At 37.8% G+C, this 17,782-nt stretch carries 20 protein-coding genes; 4 read left to right on the top strand and 16 right to left on the bottom strand.

What is annotated here, in order from left to right; translation table 11 throughout:
* Positions 1–33 precede the first annotated feature (33 nt).
* From B5440_RS03345 to B5440_RS03320, 6 genes are all read right to left on the bottom strand, one after another.
* Entirely contained in the window at positions 34–1,191 is a 1,158-nt protein-coding gene (locus tag B5440_RS03345; protein ID WP_070054573.1) for a beta-ketoacyl synthase N-terminal-like domain-containing protein, read from the bottom strand.
* 198 nt (positions 1,192–1,389) lie between these two features.
* Complete coding sequence (locus tag B5440_RS03340; RefSeq protein WP_070054572.1) at positions 1,390–1,974, bottom strand: SET domain-containing protein; 585 nt, start codon at positions 1,972–1,974, stop codon at positions 1,390–1,392.
* A gap of 159 nt (positions 1,975–2,133) precedes the next feature.
* Entirely contained in the window at positions 2,134–3,402 is a 1,269-nt protein-coding gene (gene bioA / locus B5440_RS03335) for an adenosylmethionine--8-amino-7-oxononanoate transaminase (protein ID WP_070054571.1), read from the bottom strand.
* 158 nt (positions 3,403–3,560) lie between these two features.
* Positions 3,561–4,178: a dethiobiotin synthase gene (gene bioD, locus B5440_RS03330; RefSeq protein ID WP_070054570.1), complete on the bottom strand. Its 618-nt coding sequence runs from the start codon at positions 4,176–4,178 to the stop codon at positions 3,561–3,563.
* Between the two features lie 56 nt (positions 4,179–4,234).
* Entirely contained in the window at positions 4,235–4,678 is a 444-nt protein-coding gene (locus B5440_RS03325; protein ID WP_070054569.1) for a putative signal transducing protein, read from the bottom strand.
* Positions 4,679–4,771: 93 nt separating this feature from the next.
* Positions 4,772–5,920: an aminotransferase class I/II-fold pyridoxal phosphate-dependent enzyme gene (locus B5440_RS03320; RefSeq protein WP_070054568.1), complete on the bottom strand. Its 1,149-nt coding sequence runs from the start codon at positions 5,918–5,920 to the stop codon at positions 4,772–4,774.
* A 33-nt stretch (positions 5,921–5,953) separates the two neighbouring features.
* Between B5440_RS03320 and B5440_RS03315 the strand changes: the two genes are divergently transcribed.
* Positions 5,954–6,400: an MgtC/SapB family protein gene (locus tag B5440_RS03315; protein WP_070054567.1), complete on the top strand. Its 447-nt coding sequence runs from the start codon at positions 5,954–5,956 to the stop codon at positions 6,398–6,400.
* Position 6,401: 1 nt separating this feature from the next.
* Here the strand turns inward: B5440_RS03315 and mnhG are convergent, their stop codons facing one another.
* Genes mnhG through B5440_RS03280 form a run of 7 tightly spaced genes read right to left on the bottom strand, consistent with a single transcriptional unit; the run spans position 6,402 to position 12,189 of the window.
* The gene (gene mnhG, locus B5440_RS03310) at positions 6,402–6,806 is read right to left on the bottom strand and encodes a monovalent cation/H(+) antiporter subunit G (RefSeq protein WP_070054566.1); all 405 of its coding nucleotides are present in this window, start codon (positions 6,804–6,806) and stop codon (positions 6,402–6,404) included.
* A complete protein-coding gene (locus B5440_RS03305) occupies positions 6,803–7,078 on the bottom strand; it encodes a cation:proton antiporter (protein WP_057482813.1) in 276 nt (91 codons plus the stop codon). Before B5440_RS03305 ends, mnhG begins: the two co-directional genes overlap by 4 nt.
* Positions 7,075–7,551, bottom strand: coding sequence for a Na+/H+ antiporter subunit E (locus B5440_RS03300; protein ID WP_070054565.1), 477 nt, complete (start codon positions 7,549–7,551; stop codon positions 7,075–7,077). Before B5440_RS03300 ends, B5440_RS03305 begins: the two co-directional genes overlap by 4 nt.
* Positions 7,551–9,071 carry a proton-conducting transporter transmembrane domain-containing protein gene (locus tag B5440_RS03295; protein ID WP_070054564.1) on the bottom strand — a complete coding sequence of 507 codons (1,521 nt, stop codon included), beginning with the start codon at positions 9,069–9,071 and terminating at the stop codon, positions 7,551–7,553. Before B5440_RS03295 ends, B5440_RS03300 begins: the two co-directional genes overlap by 1 nt.
* Positions 9,068–9,421, bottom strand: a complete 354-nt coding sequence (locus B5440_RS03290; RefSeq protein WP_070054563.1) for a Na+/H+ antiporter subunit C — start codon at positions 9,419–9,421, stop codon at positions 9,068–9,070. The genes B5440_RS03295 and B5440_RS03290 overlap by 4 nt, the downstream gene beginning before the upstream one ends.
* 3 nt (positions 9,422–9,424) lie before the next feature.
* Positions 9,425–9,835 (bottom strand): Na+/H+ antiporter subunit B, encoded by a 411-nt coding sequence (locus B5440_RS03285; protein ID WP_070054562.1) that lies wholly within the window; start codon positions 9,833–9,835, stop codon positions 9,425–9,427.
* Positions 9,836–9,879: 44 nt separating this feature from the next.
* Positions 9,880–12,189: a putative monovalent cation/H+ antiporter subunit A gene (locus B5440_RS03280; RefSeq protein ID WP_070054561.1), complete on the bottom strand. Its 2,310-nt coding sequence runs from the start codon at positions 12,187–12,189 to the stop codon at positions 9,880–9,882.
* A gap of 302 nt (positions 12,190–12,491) precedes the next feature.
* Here B5440_RS03280 and B5440_RS03275 point away from each other — a divergent pair, with 302 nt between their 5' ends.
* The 3 genes from B5440_RS03275 to B5440_RS03265 are packed head-to-tail and all read left to right on the top strand — an operon-like array spanning position 12,492 to position 13,691.
* Positions 12,492–12,947: a DUF2975 domain-containing protein gene (locus B5440_RS03275; RefSeq protein WP_070054560.1), complete on the top strand. Its 456-nt coding sequence runs from the start codon at positions 12,492–12,494 to the stop codon at positions 12,945–12,947.
* Positions 12,948–12,957: 10 nt separating this feature from the next.
* Entirely contained in the window at positions 12,958–13,482 is a 525-nt protein-coding gene (locus tag B5440_RS03270) for a hypothetical protein (RefSeq protein ID WP_070054559.1), read from the top strand.
* A gap of 2 nt (positions 13,483–13,484) precedes the next feature.
* Positions 13,485–13,691, top strand: a complete 207-nt coding sequence (locus tag B5440_RS03265) for a helix-turn-helix domain-containing protein (RefSeq protein ID WP_070054558.1) — start codon at positions 13,485–13,487, stop codon at positions 13,689–13,691.
* Positions 13,692–13,738: 47 nt separating this feature from the next.
* Here B5440_RS03265 and B5440_RS03260 read toward each other — a convergent pair whose 3' ends face one another.
* The 3 genes from B5440_RS03260 to glmS all read right to left on the bottom strand — a co-directional run bounded on the left by B5440_RS03260 (position 13,739) and on the right by glmS (position 17,773).
* Positions 13,739–14,032, bottom strand: coding sequence for a FoF1 ATP synthase subunit delta/epsilon (locus B5440_RS03260; protein WP_070054557.1), 294 nt, complete (start codon positions 14,030–14,032; stop codon positions 13,739–13,741).
* Positions 14,033–14,110: 78 nt separating this feature from the next.
* Positions 14,111–15,625: a F0F1 ATP synthase subunit beta gene (gene atpD, locus B5440_RS03255; RefSeq protein WP_070054556.1), complete on the bottom strand. Its 1,515-nt coding sequence runs from the start codon at positions 15,623–15,625 to the stop codon at positions 14,111–14,113.
* A 300-nt stretch (positions 15,626–15,925) separates the two neighbouring features.
* Positions 15,926–17,773 carry a glutamine--fructose-6-phosphate transaminase (isomerizing) gene (gene glmS, locus B5440_RS03250; protein WP_070054555.1) on the bottom strand — a complete coding sequence of 616 codons (1,848 nt, stop codon included), beginning with the start codon at positions 17,771–17,773 and terminating at the stop codon, positions 15,926–15,928.
* Between the last annotated feature and the right edge of the window lie 9 nt (positions 17,774–17,782).

Here is a 17,782-nt window from a genome sequence, read left to right as displayed (position 1 = left end):
GCGAGGAAAGTTTTCAAAGCTTTCTTAATTATATTATTTTCGGCTTATTAAAATAGAAACTGCGTTCCCGCCAAAGCCTACAGCGTTTACCAATATATTTTCAAGTTTTGAAGGTGCTTTACTGATTTCAGAAAAAGGCACTTCAATAAATTCCTGATGCTGAAGCATTAAAACAGCCAGTTCCAAATTTAGAATTCCTGAGGCTGCAAAAGTATGTCCCAGTTTCCATTTATTGCTGGTCATTGCAGGAGTATTTTTACCAAACACAGCCTTTATCGCATTTACTTCAGAAAGGTCTCCTTTTAAGGTTCCGGGCGCGTGCATCACTACCGCGTCAATTTCTGAAAGTTCTTTCTCTCCAATTGCCATCTTCATCGCTTTCTGCAAAGATTCTCCATTTGCTGAAATTGAAACACTGTGTTTTAAAGTTTCAGTTGCATAGCCAATCCCAGTAACTTTAGCAATTGCCTTTTCTGAATTTTCCTTCTGAAGCGCCAATATTCCCGAAGCTTCGCCTAAAACCATTGAATTTCTCTTTTTCTCCATATCCAAAGCGCGACACGGAAAATCAAGATCTTCTGAAGCGTAGATCTTCATGGCTTTCATTTGGGCGATGGTAAATGCGGTTAATGCAGCTTCACTCCCACCGGCAAGAAACTTATCGGCAAAACCAGCCTGCATCCAGGCAATTGCATTTACTACTGCGTGTAAACCGGTTGAGCAGGTTACACTATGAGAAAATTCCGGGCCTTCCGTTTGAAGATCTTGCGAAACCCAGGAAGAAATATTTCCTAAAGTGGTAGAAGGCGAAGCCTGTGTGGCGGCTTTGCCGGTTTCTATAAATTCTTTATGGTATTTTTCAAATAAACCGGTAGCACCACGGGAGCTCCCGATGTTTATTCCGATATTTTTCTCGCTTTTCCAGCCGGCTTCTTTTATAGCTTTTCTGGCTGAAAAAATTGCAAATAAAACCGAATCATCCAGTTTTCTATAATTGGTGTTTTCCTTGCGGAGTGACTCTATAGCAGCCCGGGCTTCCATTGGCAAAAAAGCCGCAAAAGCTTCGGTTTCATCAAACTGATGTTTGGAAATAAAATGTTTCGGATTTTTAGAATTTTTCCATATTTCTGCCGGAGATTGACCAAGCGCAGAAACAGAACCAAGTGAAGATATAAATACCGGTGATTTCAAAAGCGATTAATTTTTCCGCAAAAATACAGTCTGTTGAATCAACCGCTAAATATTTTTAATAAAAAAGAAGTCAAGATAATGAATCAGAAATCCCGCAAGGTTTGAACAACCTTGTAGGATTATTGTTATTTTTCAAACCTACGAGGTATAAAAAACCTTGCAGGAAAGATAGTGAGCTAAACAGAGAGATAAACAAGCTTACCGCTGGTAATAAAGATTTAAAATAGAATCCATTTCTTTTTCGCCTAGAAGGATCTTTTGTAGTTCTAACTGAATTCCTTCAGAAACAAGATCAATAAGTGGTTGATAAACTTTTTCGAATTTCTGAATAGATTTCTGCAAAATCCCGTCCCATTCTTTATGATAATTTACCAAATCGTCGGGATAAACCTTCGTTCTGGAAGCATTTTCCTGAAAAGGTTCAAAAGCTTCATCGAGATTTAGATATCCGTAATCATCGGTTAACTCTTCGCCAACTTGAATATCTCTCACCGCGATTTCAAAACCGTATGCGGTAGAAAAGCAATTAGAATTAAAACTATGGTTTACATATTTCGCCAAATCCCAACAAAGCACCAGGTCCCCAAACCGATTCCGAAAAGCATATTTTTCTAACATTTGCGCACTTTTAGGATGTAGTTTTTCTATCTGGGAAGTATAAAAAACGTAATCCAAATCATCCTGCACCCAGGTAATGGTGCCCTCGGGAATAAATTTGGTAGCAACAACACCATATCCCACCTTTTGGTTAATAAAGCGCAACTCGGTATCTGGATGCATCATAATCGCAAAATTTTAATTCTAATGTAAACAATTAAAGCTTTGCTTTTAAGCCACTTATAAGTTATGCCTAAAATTTATTCAGTAAACAACTTCGGAGCAAACTCACCAAGCATTATTATTGAAAAATCTAATTCCATCTCGAGGCAAGCCTCGGAGCATTTAATCTCGATTATCGAGTAAATCTTCAATCACCTGGTAGATCTTATCCAATTCCGGCTGCGAAATTGTATAAGGCGCCAAAATATAAATAGTATTACCAAGAGGTCTTAGAAATACACCATTATCCATAAAGTGTTTAAAAAGCTGGTTTCTAAGATTGCCGTAGCGCTCCATTTTCACATTAAGATCAAAAGCATAGATTACACCCAGTTGCCGGCGATTGGTAACTTTTGGATGATCTTTTATCTTTTCATCAAAAGCCTGGTGAGATTTAATCACCGATTTGATTTGTTGTTGAATTTCTTCGGAAACCAATAATTCTATTCCGGCAATGGCCGCAGTACAAGCGGGTGGATTTGCAGAATAGGTATGGCCGTGAAATAGGCCTTTAGAAATATCATCGGCATAAAAAGCATCGTAGATTTTTTGCGAACAGGTCGTTAAGCCCATTGGCAGCAATCCGGCGGTTAATGCTTTAGAAAGGCACATCACATCTGGTTTGGTTTCCATATAATCTGAAGCAAAATATTTCCCGGTTTTCCCAAAGCCGGTCATTACTTCATCGGCCACGCAAACAATGTCATGCTCTTTGCAAATTTTCAGGATCTCATTCAAGCCAGCAGCATCGTGCATTTTCATTGCTGCAGCGCCCTGTACTAAGGGCTCATAAATAAATCCCGCAATATTGTTTCCTGAAATTAGCTCTTTCAGTCCCGAAATAACTTCTTCATTATTTTCTCCTAACGGAACCGGGATTCGTAAAACTTCAATAAAATGCTCTTCAAAAGCGCCATTATAAACCGAAAGCCCGGAAACCGACATCGCGCCAAAAGTATCGCCGTGAAAACCTTCTTCAAAAGCCAGCATCACATTGCGATTATTGCCCTGGTTGTGATGATACTGCAAAGCCATTTTTATCCCGATCTCGGTGGCCGTAGACCCATTATCGTTAAAAAATAATTTCTGCTGATTTCCCGGCAAAATTTTTATTAATTCTTCAGAAAGTTTTACCGCCGGCTCGTGGGTGAACCCGCTAAATACTACCTGATCCAGGTTTTGCATCTGGGCTGCAACTTTGCCGGTGATGTATTCATTGCAATGCCCATACATTGCCGTGTACCAGGAAGCGATTCCGTCTATATATTCACTGCCATCTTCGGCGTAAAGAATACTGCCTTTTGCTTTTACAATAGGTAAAGCTTCCGGGGAAATTTTATGCTGGGTTAGCGGATGCCAAAGGTGTTTTTGATCTCGGGTAACTAAGTTCATTTTGTATATTCTAAAGAGGCATTCTGAAAATTTTTCTAAACGTCATTCTGAACTTGATTCAGAATCTAAGTTTTAGATACTCAAAACATATTAGAAGCTGAAACAAGTTCAGCTTGACGATCTTTTAAAACAGCCCCAACGTTTAATTGATTTTTACTTTATTTCAATTTCTCTCTAAATAATTCAGCGTATTCTTTGATCACATTTTGATCAAAATAAGGTTCCTGTTCTATTCTTCCGAGAACTGGTACACCGCTCATTTTTTCAATAATCGGTTCGGTAGATTTGTTTTCTTCGCCCGAAAATATTATTCCGAAGCAATTCAATCCACGGGATTTTAAAGCTTCTATAGTTAATAAAGTATGATTGATACTTCCAAGATAGTGACGGGAAACCAAAATGATGCGATCCTCAGGCTGCATTAAATCGGCTATGGTTTCTTTATCGCTAATAGGAACCAGTAAACCGCCGGCGCCTTCAATAACTAAATAATCTTTTGCTTTAGGTCTTTTTATTTTCTTTGAAGTGATCTTTACTTCATCAATTTCAGCCGCTGCATGCGGACTCATGGGTGTTTTTAACGCAAAGCTATTTTTATGAAAAACAGTTTTATCGTTAGAAATTAATCTTTCTACCTTATGGCTATCAGAATTATCAAGATCGCCGGCCTGGATAGGTTTCCAGTAATCGGCTTCCAGGGCTTCGGTTAAGATTGCTGAAGCTACTGTTTTTCCAACTTCGGTCCCTATTCCGGTAACAAAATAAGTATGTTTCATTTATTTATAAATTCAATTCCAAAGAAGGAATTCATCATTAATTTATAATCAATTTTTTATTCTTTGCCAAGCTTTCGTCCAGCATCAGGCTGGTTTAAACTGAATTTCTCCTCACAATTTTCGCAATGATAATCGTACTTGTAATGAATTGGCAGGGCGAAGGTGAGAAATGAAAACAAAAAAGCAAAGAAAGAACGCACATCTTTAATATGCGTGTAAACTTTTACACGACTGCTTTCACAATTGGGACAAACCACTCTGTTTCCTTCATCGTTTAGAGAATAATTATCGATCTCACTTAAAATTGCCCGGGCTCGTTCCTCATCATCAGCATAAACGTTTAATTTTACACCCCCAATTGCCTGACTTACCAAAGGATCTGTATCTATAAGAACCTGGTCTGCAAGAAATACCTCTATGCCTTCAGATTGTAATTTCCCTTTTACAATTTGTGCTTCAGAAGAATACTGAAACCTGGCTATGTTTACAAAAGTGCTCATGTGTTTTTATATTTTATCCCAAACCGGAAATTAATCCCTGGCTTATACCTAATCCTGAAACAGCCAATTTTTGGGTCCGGCATCATGCTGGTTTCAGGCCAGTAATTTAGCTAGTATTTTTAATACCCTGCTTATTTCTTCTTCAGAATTAAAAGAATGCAGGCAAAACCTTAACCTTTCCTGGCCTTTGGGCACGGTTGGCGAAAGTATGGGTTTTACCTCAAAACCTTCTTTTTTGAGACTTTCAGCTACGTTTTTCACTTCTTCGTTCCCCGGAATTATACAGCTCTGAATAGCAGATTTACTTTGCAGGAAATCTGGTGATAGATTATTCTGAGATACCTGGCTTCTAAAAAACTGAATATTATTTTTTAAATGCTGAATTTGCGGAATCCCCTTTTCAAACTCCTGGTAAACGGCTAAAATAGTCGCCACCGAGTGTGGTGGCAGCGCGGTAGTATAAATAAAACTTCTCGAATAATTAACCAGGTAATCTTTTAGGCTTTTGCTTCCTAAAATTACTGCACCGTGGCATCCTGGCGCCTTTCCAAATGTATTTAAACGCGCGAAAACTTTATCTTGAATTCCAAAATCCTGCACTAAACCTTCACCTTTCTCGCCAAAAATGCCGGTGGCATGGGCTTCATCCACAATTAAAAAAGCACCAAATTGTTCAGAAACTCTAGTAAAGTCTTCTAATGGAGCCATATCACCATCCATGGAGAAAACAGATTCGGTTACAATATAAAGCACCGAATCTTCGATTTTTTTTATTTTGGAAAGCTTATTCTGAAGACTATCGGGATTATTATGATGGAATTTATAAGCTTTGGCGTGACTCATGCCGATGCCGTCTCTTATAGAAGCATGCACAAGTTCGTCGTAAAAAATAAGATCACCTCTTTTTGGGACCGAAGCAAAAAAGCCAATATTAGCATCGTAACCCGAATTAAAAATTAAAGCGGCTTCAGTTTGATGAAATTCTGCAAGGTAATTTTCGGTTAAATCGTATAGAATATGGTTTCCAGAAAGCAGCCTGGAACCGGTGGCGCCATTTTGCAAGAGCTTATTTTCTTTTAAAATTTCATGTGCCTTATTGTAGATTTTTTCCGAAGAAGATAGTCCGAAATAATCGTTAGAAGAAAAATCTATAAGCGAAAAAGATCTTTTCAAGCTTCGGAAAGCCTGTTCCTGCTTTCTACTTTCTAAACTTTTCTCTAATTTTAAGGGTAACTTTTGCATATTACAAAAGTAAGCATTCACCGAAATAATCTTATGGATTGGACATTATTTGCCTTAAGAGTTGGCCTTGCTACTGCAGCCGGTTTAATTATAGGCCTGGAAAGGGAAATTCAAGGCAAGGAGGCGGGCCTTAAAACAAATGCTCTGGTCTCCCTTGGAGCCGCGATCTTTATTTTAATGTCATTAGAATTTGAAGGTGATAAATACGTAGATATTACCCGTGTTTTAGGTCAGATCGTAGTTGGAATTGGGTTTATTGGAGCAGGAACCATCCTGGAAAAAGAAAGAAAAGTAAAGGGCCTCACTACAGCGGCTACAATATGGTGCAGTGCAGGAACAGGTTGCCTGGCGGGATTTGGAATGTATACAGAATTAGCAATAGTGAGCGGGATCATCCTTACAATAAACCTTGTTTTCGGCTATATAGAGCACAAAATGAAGAAAAAGGCAGAAAAGGAGGATGAAGAAAATTCAGATTAGACTATTTGTCTTTCATTTTAGAATGATCTATATTATCTTCTGGAGTATCATCGATCTCGCTTTTTAATATATAGGAATTCTTTTGATATTTCCCTCGCAGATCGTCCATTATAGAACCTTTCCATAACCTAACACCCATAAAATAAGAAGCTCTTCCAATTAGATGAGCACTTACCGGTGCAGTTAAGAAAACAAAAAGAATAATCACTAAAGCCCTGGAAGTAGTAGAAAGGTCGTTAAAGAACACAGCAGTCCCAACCAAAATTAAACCTACCCCTAAAGTTGCCGCTTTTGTATTTACCGAAATTCGCATATACGTATCAGGCATTCTTACCAGGCCAATTGCTGAAAGCAAAACGAACAAGGTTCCTAAAGTGACTAAAATTACTATTATTACTGAACTCATTTTTTTCTATTTCGTTTTTCAAGGTAATAGGAAAAGGCCACCGTACTTAAAAAAGCGATTAAAGCAAGGATCATGGCGGTATCCAGGAAGGTAGACCTTCCGTGTATAATACTGTATACCCCAATAATCCCAATCCCGGTGGTAATTAAAACATCCAGGGCAATGATCTTATCGGCAATACTGGGACCTTTTATAAACCGGTAAACTATAAGAAGTACCGAAAAGGCAAGTATGGGTAGAATTACATAATATAAATAATCGGTTAGCGTCATCTCAATATTTCCAAAATACGTTTTTCAAATCCGTTTTTTATTCCCTTTATAAACTCTTCCCTGTCGGTTATATACATACTATGTACATAAAGCACCTTTTTATCGTTAGAAACATCCAGGCTTAAGGTACCGGGAGTTAAAGAAATCATATTAGCCAGGAAAGTAATTCCCAGATTGCTTTTTACACTTAGTGGCACTTTTACAATCCCTGGTTTCATTCTAAAATTAGGAGTAATTACTTCATAAGCTACCTGCAAGTTCGCTTTAAACAGTTCCCACAAGAAAAAGAAAAAGAAAGCGATTAGTTTGGGAATAATTGTAAAATAGCGCGCATCACTATTCCCCCTTGTAATTACCCATAAAATGAAGAAATTCACAACAAACCCAAACACGTAATTTTGGAAGCCAAAATCTCCAGTTAGGGCCACCCATACAAAGGTGAGTAATAAGTTGGATACAAACCTGCTCTTCATTATTCGGATATTTGTGTGTTAAGTACCGCGTCTATATACTGCTGGTTATTCATTAATTCTGATGAAATTCTTGTAGCTAAAGTTTGAATATGCTCTGCTCCAAAACCTACATACAGAGTCACCATACTTAAGAAAACAATAGGCACTACTATCTGAATTCTCTTTATATTTTTAATCTTATGATAATACCTAAATTTAGGTTTAACAGGTATTTCCTGTGCATCTTTCCAAAAAACTTCAGCCCAAAGCTTTGCGATTACTACCAAGGTAATAAAACTTGCAAAAATAATAGCGGCTAAACTCCAATAACTTCCGGTCTCAAAACTTGCGGTAATCAATGATATCTTAGGCCAAAAACCTGACAAAGGCGGGATTCCAACCAGGGAAAACAAAGGGATAAACATCAACAAACTTAATTTGGGGTAATTAGCATAAAAACCACCCAAAGCACGCATACTATTAGAACCTTTTATGCGATAGATAAGTCCGCTGATCATAAATAAATTTGTCTTTACAAGGATATCGTGAACCAGGTAAAAAATTGCCCCTGCAATAGCTACTTCGGTGAACATTCCTAAACCAATAATCATATATCCAATATGGCAAATGATCAAGTAAGAAAACACCTTCCTAATATTATTTTGCACCAAAGCTCCTAAAGCACCACTAAAAAGGGTGAAAATAGCAAGCACCAATAGAATTTGATCAAGGAAAGCATCTCCCACAAAGATCAGGGTGAAAACCCTAATTAAGGCATAAACCCCAACTTTGGTAAGTAAACCACCAAAAATTGCTGATACAGCCGAAGGTGGCGTATGATAAGAAGCCGGCAACCAGAAATATAAAGGAAAAACTGCCGATTTAATTCCGAAGCCAATTAAGAATAGAATAGCGGTAATCTCTACTAAAGCCCTATTTTCCACGGCTGCTACTTTATTAGCCAGGTCGGCCATATTTAGGCTCCCGGTTAAACCATAAAGCACCGCAATTGCAGTTAAAAAGATCATGGAAGCGAGGAAATTCAGCGTAAAGTATTTTACAGCGCCTTCCAGCTGCGCTTTTTCTCCCCCAATAGTGATTAATACGAAAGAACTTATAATAATAATTTCAAACCAAACATAGAGGTTAAAGATATCTCCTGTTAAAAATGCCCCGGTTAAACCTAAGAGCAGAAAGTGAAAAATGGGGAAATACCCAAACCTTAAACGGTCACCAATTACAGAACCAGAGGAAAATATAGAAACTGCCAACCCTGCAATAGAGGTTAGCAAAACCATGGTAATTGCAAAAGTATCGGCTATAAAGGTTATCCCGAATGGAGCTTCCCAACTCCCGGCCTGTACGGTTTGAGTTCCATTATTCCAGATATAAGCAAATACACCAATACTCACCGCAAGGTGTACAAGACTTCCAAGCATGCTTATTATTCGCTGCGTATTGATTTTCTTCCAGAAAAACATTAGCAGGATAGCCAATAATAATTGCAGCAGTAAAGGATATAATATTAATTGTTGTGTCATGAATCTTCGTCTGTTGCGTTCATTTCGTCCAGATCATCGGTTTTAACCACTTTATGCGCTCTTTTTACAAGAATAATAGCAAAAGATTGTAAACCGAAACTAATTACGATAGCGGTTAATATTAGGGCCTGCGGAACAGGATCTGCATAAGCTTCTAAAAACACCTTGGATTCTTCAGGAATAATTGGTGGTGCTCCTTCGGTAATTCTTCCAAGGAGAAAAATAAGGAGGTTGGCACCATTCCCTAAAAGAATAATTCCAATAATAAGCTTTACCAGACTCCTTCGCAGCATCATATAAATACCTGCGGCATATAGAATCCCAATAATTATCGCTAAAAGAATTTCCATATATTAAGCTGATTCTGAAATTGTAAATATTATTGTTAGCGTAACGCCAATCACTACAAGATAAACCCCAATATCAAAAAACAAGGCCGATCCTACATTTCCTATCACAGGAAATGGTTGAGGAAACCAAAGGCCCGTCATAAAAGACTGGTCTACAAGTACCGGAGCCATACCGCTAAAAAAAGCAAGAGCCAAGCCCACCGGCATCAAAAACCCTGGATGAAATCTCAATAAGCCTTTCGTGTTATCCAAGCCGTTAGCAAAGGCGTGCAGCACAAAAGCTATGGCAGCGATCAATCCGCCCACAAAACCACCTCCAGGCAAATAATGCCCTCGCAATAGTATAAAAATGGAGAACACCAGCAATACCGGCAAAAGGTAATTAGAAGCTGTTCTTAATATTAAAGTACTCATCTATATAATTTTTATTCAACCCGAATAAAGGGCGCTTAAAGTTTTTACTGTGACCTATCGGTGCTTTTCAATCTTAATTTCAACAAACCAAAAACTCCTATTGCTGCGATAGCCAGTACTGAAATTTCCATAAAGGTATCTATACCCCTAAAATCTACCAGAATTACATTTACAACGTTCTTCCCGTGAGCTAAAATATAGGCGTTTTTAGCATAAAAATCACCCAGTTCGGTATTGGTGGGTTCGGCTAAAACCTGGAGGGCGAGCAAACAAACCACCGTACCTAAAGCTGCTGATAAAATTCCATCCCTAACCCTCATTTTATAATCTGAAAGGGTAAGGTATTTTGGTAATCTATAAAGTACCAATACAAACAGAATAACTGTAAGGGTATCAATTGAAAACTGCGTCATTGCCAAATCTGGTGCACTGTAGAAAACAAAAATTAAACAGATAGCCAGACCTACAACTCCCATTGCGGCAACTGCAGCAAGCCTGGATTTTGTAAATACGGTATAGAAAACTCCGGCAATTAATATAATAACCACGGCGAGCTCGTAAGCTGTAACTTCAGAAAGTTGACGATAGTCTATTAAAACGGTTGGATTTCCAAACATAACATATCCCACTAATACCACGAGAAACAAAACAATAGTGGTTACATAATTTCGTAAATATCCATTTTGAAAAACATTGGTCCAGAATGCTGAAAATACACTGAAATAATGCGTTCCCTTTTCCGTAATGCTTTTTGGAGAAATAAACTCCAACTTTCCTATCCTGCTTTCCAGTTTTGCTGAAGGTTTCAGGAAGAAATACAAGAAGATTCCGACTGCAATGGTAATTGCACTCAAAAGTAAAACGGTATTGAAACCGTGCCATAACGCAAGGTGATAATCTGAAGCATCTGCGCCTAAAGAAGAAACCACAGGTTTAACCAGGGCAGATTCAATAAGCATTGGGAATATCCCGAATAGAATTCCTAAAACAGCAAGGATAATTGCAGGGGCCCACATTAAAAATCCGGGGGGGTTTACATCTTTATGAGCTTCAGGCAGTTTGCCTACAAATGGTTTGATTCCGGCTACAAAACCGGCCCAAAGCAATAATATCTTCGTTAAAACAATTGCGATCACAATTATAATCGTAAAAGTTTCAGCGTGCATACTTGCTTCGTAAGTGAGTTCTTTTCCGAGGAAACCTACCGATGGTGGGATACCCGCACTGGAGATCGCTGCCAAAATACCGGCAATCGCAACAGGCATCATAATTTTTCGCAATCCGCCTAATTTGGTGACATCCCGGATTCCGGTCTGGTGATCTATAATTCCCGTAACCAAGAATAAAGTAGCTTTATAAAGCGCGTGAACTATTATAAAAACCGCTGCAGCAAGGAAAGCAGCTTTTGTTCCCAAACCGATTAAGAAAACTAAAATCCCAAGCGCTGAAATGGTCGAATAAGCTAAAACGCCTTTAAGATCTGTTCTAAAAAGAGCGTGTATTGCAGAGTAAACCATTGTGATTCCTCCCACAATTATTAATGTTGTGTTCCAGAATTCCTGATCCCCAAAAACCGGCGTAAAACGCATGAGCAAGTAGATTCCTGCTTTTACCATCGTGGCTGAGTGCAGATATGTCGAAACCGGAGTTGGTGCTTTCATCGCACCTGGCAACCAGAAATGAAATGGAAATTGTGCCGATTTGGTGAATGCGGCAACAAAAATAAAGACTACCGCCAGGATATAATATTCGCTTCCGGCAATAGCCTCTTTCATACTTAGCATTTCAGAAATGCTATAAGTGCCGCTAATGCTACCCAATAATAAAGCTCCTGCCAAAAGGGAAAACCCACCAAAACCGGTAATTCCCAATGCCGTTAAAGCTGACTTTCGAGAAGCCGGGTTGGTATTATTAAACCCGATTAGGAAAAATGAACTTATACTGGTTAATTCCCAAAAAACGAAAAGCGAGATAAGATTGTCTGAAAGTACCAGCCCAAGCATTGCAGCCATAAACAAGCTCAGGTATCCGTAGAAACGGTCAAGATACTTATGCCCTCTAAGGTATGAAGCTGTATATGCAAAAACCAGGAAACCAATCCCGGTGATCATTAATGAAAAAAGAAGGGAGAGACCATCCAGTTTAAAACTAAGGTCAACTCCAAATGCCGGGACCCATTGATAGGTTTTACTAATTATTTCTCCGGAACTTATCTGCGGAATAAAACTCGCAAAATAAGCAAAAAGTCCCGCCGGAATAAGCGCTGAAAGAATCGCCAATTTCCCCCTGAAGAACTTTCCGGTAAAAACCAGGAATATTGCGAATAAAAAACCTAAAAGTATTGCTGCTAGCATATATTTTCTCTCAAAAAGTCCGTTCCCCGCAAATATAAGAGTTATTATTTAAGTTTTACAGCCTAAGCCCTACTTAAGCATCAGAAGGATCCCGATTTAAAAGCTTCCTATTTTTAAGCATTTTAAAAAGCCTGTTTCTTAGCAAATTTCTTAAAATGCTGAAATTAATTTATCTTTTTTAATTATTAAAATTATTGTTTTTCGATAATTTAGCTTAATTTTGTTATTGATAAACGATAATTATAAAGGAATGAAATCTTCAGAATGGCTTAAAAACATTTTTTAATGTTGCTTATTACTTAATGATTCTAGGTTGGATACTTTTATTTGGATTTTTACTTTATGCAATATTTATTAGTCCAAGCGATATCCTGGAAATATTTAGAGATGCTGAAGAATTTGAAATCAAATCTAAAAATGCTCTTTATACCTCTTTATCGTATGAATTATTATCAAGTGGAGTTTGGATCTTTATCCTGTACTTATTTAAAAATTTAATGCAGGACTTAATTGCCGGTCCTTTATTTACAAAGCTCCAAATTGCAAGCTTTAAATTAATTGGGCAACTAATTATTTTTATTACCATTCTAAATGAACTATTTAGATTTGTTTATAAGGTCATTTTTAATAAACGCATTGAGATAAATTTTGATCATTTTAATCTTTGGTTTGTTATTTTTGGCTTATTTCTAATATTCTTATCTAAAATATTTAATCAGGCTAGAATAATAAAGGAGGAGAACGAATTAACCGTATAATCTTATTATTATGAAATGGCATTTAAATATTCTAAGGCTAATTATTAATCTTTCCATTATTGGGATTATTATTTTAGGCATTATTATTTCTTTTGATCTAGCATCTTCGATAATAACTCCAGAAACCTCTTTCTCCGATAAAATTAAATTAGATTATTTTCAGGATGCAAAAGATACTTCTTCGGAAATTGTTGCCTATGTTTTCATTGCAATATACTTAGCACTACATCTTTTTCTTTTAACAAAATTTGTATCGACCAATATATCAATCAAAGCATTATTAAAACGAGGTTTAATTTATAAAAATCAAAATAAGGATTTAAGAAATATAGGATCTGGATTTATTCTTTTTGCAAAATTAAAATACTCGCTTTTAATGATATCTGGTGTATTTTTCTATAATGATATCACCATATTGATCGATGCATTACCGCAATTTTTACTTTTTTATGTTCTGGGTAAAATCTTACTAATGATTTCTCTTATTAGCGCAGAGGGTGAGCTTATCAAACAAGAAAACGAATTAACCGTTTAGCTATGCCAATCAACATCAACCTGGATAAAATTCTGGAAGAACGCGGGATGAAAAGCAATGAACTGGCTGAGAAAATCGGGATTACCACAGCAAATCTTTCCATATTAAAAACGGGAAAAGCAAAAGCGGTTCGTTTTTCTACTTTAGAAGCGATTTGCGAAGCTTTAGATTGCCAGCCGGGAGATATTTTAGAATATACCAAAAACTAAAAAAGCCGGGCACTTGCCCGGCTTTTTCTATATTTAATTTCCTAAGATTAATCGGCTAAAATAATAGCTTTATTATCTTTCATTTCTAAAACTCCGCCTTTTATAGTATAATAAAGAATATTGCTGTTTCCTTTATCTTTCTTAAAATCTTCAGAAAGCTCATCGTCTAATTCCTTATTAGAGGCAGCAAGTTGAATTTTAACTTTCCCTTCAACCAATGTAGAAACTATAGGCGCGTGATTGTTCAGCATTTGGAATTCCCCGTCGTTTCCAGGGACTTTTACTGCATCAACATCAGCTTTAAAAACTACAGCTTCAGGAGTTACTATTTCTAAGTACATATTTTTTAGTTTATGTTTACAGTTTTCAGCAAAAAATATTTACTGAATACTGCTCACTGACCACTGTTTACTTTTTAATTAGTCTTCTTCAGCCAACATTTTCTCTCCGGCCTCGATCGCTTCCTCGATAGTTCCTTTAAGGTTAAAGGCAGATTCTGGAAGGTGATCTAATTCTCCATCCATAATCATATTAAATCCTTTAATGGTATCTTTAATATCAACCAAAACTCCTTTTAAACCGGTAAACTGTTCGGCCACGTGGAAAGGTTGAGAAAGGAAACGTTGCACACGTCTTGCACGAGATACAGCAAGCTTATCTTCTTCAGAAAGCTCTTCCATACCAAGAATAGCAATAATATCCTGCAATTCTTTATAACGCTGTAAAAGCTCTTTTACACGTTGTGCACACTTATAATGATCGTCACCTAAAATATCGGCAGTAAGAATTCTTGAAGTAGATTCCAATGGATCTACCGCAGGATAAATACCAAGCTCAGCAATTTTACGTGAAAGTACCGTTGTTGCATCCAGGTGGGCAAAAGTTGTTGCCGGTGCCGGGTCAGTAAGGTCATCTGCAGGTACGTAAACCGCCTGTACAGATGTAATAGATCCGTTTTTAGTTGAAGTAATACGCTCCTGCATCGCACCCATCTCTGTCGCCAAAGTTGGTTGGTAACCTACCGCAGATGGCATACGCCCTAGAAGTGCTGACACCTCTGAACCTGCCTGAGTAAAACGGAAAATGTTATCTACGAAGAAAAGAACGTCTTTCCCCTGGCCTTCTCCAGCTCCATCACGGAAGTATTCCGCAATTGTAAGGCCGGAAAGCGCCACACGAGCCCGTGCTCCAGGTGGTTCGTTCATCTGTCCAAAAACGAAAGTTGCTTTAGAATCTAGCATTGCAGTTTTATCTACTTTTTTAAGATCCCAACCGCCTTCTTCCATAGATTCAGAAAAAGCGTCTCCATATTTTATAATACCAGATTCAAGCATTTCTCTAAGAAGGTCATTCCCTTCACGAGTACGCTCTCCTACTCCGGCAAATACCGAAAGACCACCGTGGCCTTTAGCAATATTGTTAATTAATTCCTGTATAAGTACTGTTTTACCTACACCGGCACCACCAAAAAGACCAATTTTACCACCTTTTGCATAAGGCTCAATAAGGTCAATTACTTTAATCCCGGTAAATAAAACTTCTGTAGAAACAGATAAGTCTTCAAATTTTGGCGCTTCCCTGTGGATAGACATTCCATCTTTTCCAGCCTTAGGTAGATTCCCAAGTCCGTCAATAGCATCACCTACCACATTAAACAAACGGCCATAAACTTCTTTACCAACCGGCATTTGAATAGGCGCTCCTGTTGCCACTACTTCAACCCCACGGCTTAAACCATCGGTAGAATCCATAGATACTGTTCTCACTGTTTCTTCACCAATGTGAGATTGCACTTCTAAAATTAGAAGGGAACCATCTTTTCTGGTGATTTCCAAAGAATCGTAGATTTTTGGCAATTCAGCATTCTCTGAGTCGAACACAACATCAACTACAGGGCCAATAATTTGGGCAACTTTACCTGTTACTTTAGACATTATTTAATTCTTTAATGTTTTCGTATTTAAAATATCTGAAAAACTCAATGTTATAATTCACAATGTGTTAAAATCAAACAGAGGTATTTTCAGGCTGCAAAGATAGTTTTTTCTAAATAAAATCATACCTCTCTTAAAATAACTTTTTTGAAGCTTATTAAAGCCGGCAAAAATTCATCTAAAAGTATTATTTTAAAAAGAAAAATCCCTTCTGAGAAATTTCAAAAGGGATTTTTATATATATTTAATTAGACCTCACAGGTCTCAGAGACCTGTGAGGTCTTTATTTAGGTCGACATTTTACTCAACTGTAACAGATTTCGCCAAATTCCTTGGCTGATCTACATTCTTTCCAAGCAATACCGCAATATGGTATGACAATAACTGAAGAGGAATAGTTGTTAGAAGCGGCGTTAACGGCTCTAAAGTTTCTGGCACTTCAATCACGTGATCGGCAAGATCTCTCACCTCCTCGTCACCTTCAGTAACAATAGCGATAATTTTACCATTTCTGGATTTAATTTCCTGAATATTACTTACCACTTTTTCGTAATGACCTCTCTTGGTTGCAATAACCACAACAGGCATTTCTTCATCGATAAGCGCAATTGGGCCGTGTTTCATTTCGGCAGCAGGATAACCTTCAGCGTGAATATAGGAAATCTCTTTAAGTTTAAGCGCTCCCTCTAAAGCTACCGGGAAGTTAAACCCTCTTCCTAAATAAAGGCAGTTTCTGGCATCCTTATAAATATCGGCGATCATTTTTATATGCTCATCACCTTCTAATGCTTTCTCTATTTTTGAAGGAATGCGTTCCATTTCCTGCAAATAGGTCATAAACTCCGTATGAGAGATCGTCCCGTTTTGCTTTGCAAGCTTAAGCGCCATTAAAGTAAGCACAGTGATTTGAGTAGTAAAGGCTTTTGTAGAAGCCACCCCAATTTCTGGCCCGGCGTGAGTATAAGCACCTGCATGAGTTTCTCTTGAAATTGAAGAACCAACCACATTACAAACTCCAAAAGCGAACGCGCCTTTTTCCTTAGCTAATTTTATAGCCGCCATGGTATCGGCAGTTTCTCCACTCTGGGAGATTGCTATAATTACATCTTTTTCTGAAATTATAGGATTACGATACCTAAATTCTGAAGCATATTCAACTTCCACAGGAATTCTCGCAAGCTCTTCAAAAACATATTCAGCAACCAAACCGGCGTGCCAGCTGGTTCCGCAGGCAACGATAAGGATTCGTTTTGCATTGGCAATACGCTCCAGGTTGTCATCTACCCCGGCCATTCTTATCAATCCTTCGTCGGCTAACATTCTACCACGATAGGTATCTTTAATTGCAGTAGGTTGTTCGTGAATTTCCTTAAGCATAAAATGCTCGTATCCACCTTTTTCAATTTGCTCAAGATTAAGTTGAAGTTCCTGGATATAAGGATCTACCAAAGTATCATCCTTAATTTTTCTAACCCTAACTTCTTTACCTCTTCGCACCACTGCCATTTCCCCATCTTCCAGGTAAATTGCATTGTTGGTATACTCTATAAACGGAGAGGCATCTGAAGCGATAAAAAATTCATCTTCTCCAACACCAATAGCTAACGGGCTACCTAAACGCGCTACCACGATCTCGTCTGGCTTCGTTTTATTGTAAACCGCGATCGCATAAGCTCCAACAGTTTGGTTCAAAGCGATTTGAACTGCTTTCCCAAGTTTAACACCTTCGTTAATAATTACATCTTCTATAAGATTTACTAAAACTTCGGTATCGGTGTCACTTTCAAAAGTATAACCACGAGTTTTCAGCTCTTTTTTAAGCGCATCGTAATTCTCAATAATTCCGTTGTGAATTATTACAATATCACCAGAATTAGAATAATGAGGGTGACTATTCACATCATTTGGCACCCCGTGGGTTGCCCAACGTGTATGACCAATCGCCACATTTCCATTGGTGGTAATAGTATTTTCAAGTTTCTCTTTTAGATCAGCAACCTTACCCTGTGTTTTACACATTTTGAGTTCTTTACCGTCATAAAGGGCGATCCCTGCACTATCATATCCACGATATTCAAGTCTCTGGAGTCCTTTAAGGACAACGGGATATGCATCCCTATGCCCAATATATCCTACAATTCCGCACATAGTATATTG

This window comes from Salegentibacter salarius, assembly GCF_900168265.1.
In the GTDB taxonomy this organism is placed as follows: Bacteria; Bacteroidota; Bacteroidia; order Flavobacteriales; family Flavobacteriaceae; genus Salegentibacter; species Salegentibacter salarius.
Note: the sequence above shows the minus strand (reverse complement) of the source record. Positions and strands in the feature narration are given on the sequence as shown.